General features: G+C 66.9%; 2 protein-coding genes. Both read right to left on the bottom strand.

Annotation, left to right across the window (positions count from 1 at the left end; translation table 11 throughout):
* A partial coding sequence (locus tag JHD63_RS22480; protein WP_198973011.1) for an electron transfer flavoprotein subunit alpha/FixB family protein occupies positions 1-925 on the bottom strand: 925 nt, incomplete at its 3' end.
* Position 926: 1 nt separating this feature from the next.
* On the bottom strand, positions 927-1,661 hold a 735-nt coding region (locus JHD63_RS22475; protein ID WP_233168546.1), incomplete at its 5' end, for an electron transfer flavoprotein subunit beta/FixA family protein.

Genomic DNA, 1,661 nt, shown 5'->3' with positions numbered 1-1,661 from the left:
CCTGCACCATCTCCGGCACAGCCGAGAACAGATCGGCCACGAGGCCGTAGTCGGCCACGGAGAAGATGGGCGCCTCCTCGTCCTTGTTGATCGCCACGATCACCTTGGAGTCCTTCATGCCGGCCAGGTGCTGGATGGCCCCGGAGATGCCCACGGCCACGTAGAGCTGCGGGGCGACGATCTTGCCGGTCTGCCCGACCTGCCAGTCGTTGGGCGCGTAGCCCGCGTCTACCGCTGCGCGGCTGGCGCCCAGGGCGGCGCCGAGCTTGTCGGCCAGGGGGGTGATGATTTCGTCGAACTTTTCCTTGCTGCCCAGCGCCCGGCCGCCGGAGACGATGATCTTGGCGGCGGTGAGTTCGGGGCGGTCGCTTTTGGCGATTTCGCTGCCGACGAAGCTGCTCTTGCCGGTATCCGGGGTGGCGGCCGTGGTTTCGATGGGGGCGCTGCCGCCGGTGGCGGCTGCGGGGTCGAAGCCGGTGGTGCGCACGGTGATGAGTTTGACGCCGTCGCTGCTTTGCACGGTGGCGATGGCGTTGCCGGCGTAGATGGGGCGCTCGAAGGTGTCGGGGGAGACGACCTTGGTGATGTCGCTGATCTGGGCGACGTCGAGCATGGCGGCGACGCGGGGGGCGATGTTCTTGCCGCTGGCCGTGGCGGGGAAGAGGATGTGGCTGTAGTTGCCGGCGATGGCAAGCACCTGCGCTGCGACGTTTTCGGCCAGGCCGTGTTCGAGGCCGGGGGCCTCGGCGTGCAGGACTTTGGCGACGCCGGCGATCTGGGCGGCGGCCTGGGCGGCGCCGCCGGCGTTGTGGCCGGCGACGAGCAGGTGGACGTCGCTGCCGCAGGCCAGGGCGGCGGTGACGGTGTTGAGGGTGGCGCCCTTGAGGGTGGCGTTGTCGTGTTCGGCGATGACGAGTACCGACATTTCAGATGACCTTCGCTTCGTTCTTGAGTTTGTCGATCAGGGCGGCGACGTCGGGCACTTTGATGCCGGCGCCGCGCTTGGGCGGTTCGCTGACCTTGAGGGTCTTCAGGCGCGGGGTGACGTCGACGCCGAGGTCTTCGGGCTTGAGGGTGTCGAGGGCCTTTTTCTTGGCCTTCATGATGTTGGGCAGGGTGACGTAGCGCGGCTCGTTCAGGCGCAGGTCGGTGGTGATGACGGCCGGCAGGCTCAGGCTGAGGGTTTCGAGGCCGCCGTCGACTTCGCGGGTGACGCTGACTTTGTCGCCGGATACTTCGACTTTGCTGGCGAAGGTGGCCTGGGGCAGGTCGGCCAGGGCGGCGAGCATCTGGCCGGTCTGGTTGGCGTCGTCGTCGATGGCCTGTTTGCCGAGGATGACGAGGGCGGGCTGCTCCTTGTCGACCAGGGCCTTGAGGAGTTTGGCAACGGCCAGGGGCTGCAGTTCGGCCTCGGTTTCGACGAGGATGGCGCGGTCCGCGCCGATGGCCATGGCCGTGCGCAGGGTTTCCTGGCATTTGGCGTCGCCGCAGCTCACGGCGATGACTTCGCTGGCAACGCCTTTTTCCTTGAGCCGCACCGCCTCTTCAATGGCGATTTCGTCGAAGGGGTTCATGCTCATCTTCACGTTGGCGATGTCCACGCCCGTGCCGTCCGATTTCACTCGGACTTTCACGTTGTAGTCCACCACCCGCTTCACGGG

Origin of the sequence: Xylophilus sp. ASV27, assembly GCF_016428875.1 — a bacterium.
GTDB lineage: Bacteria > Pseudomonadota > Gammaproteobacteria > Burkholderiales > Burkholderiaceae_C > Xylophilus.
This window is presented reverse-complemented; position numbering and strand designations above follow the sequence as displayed.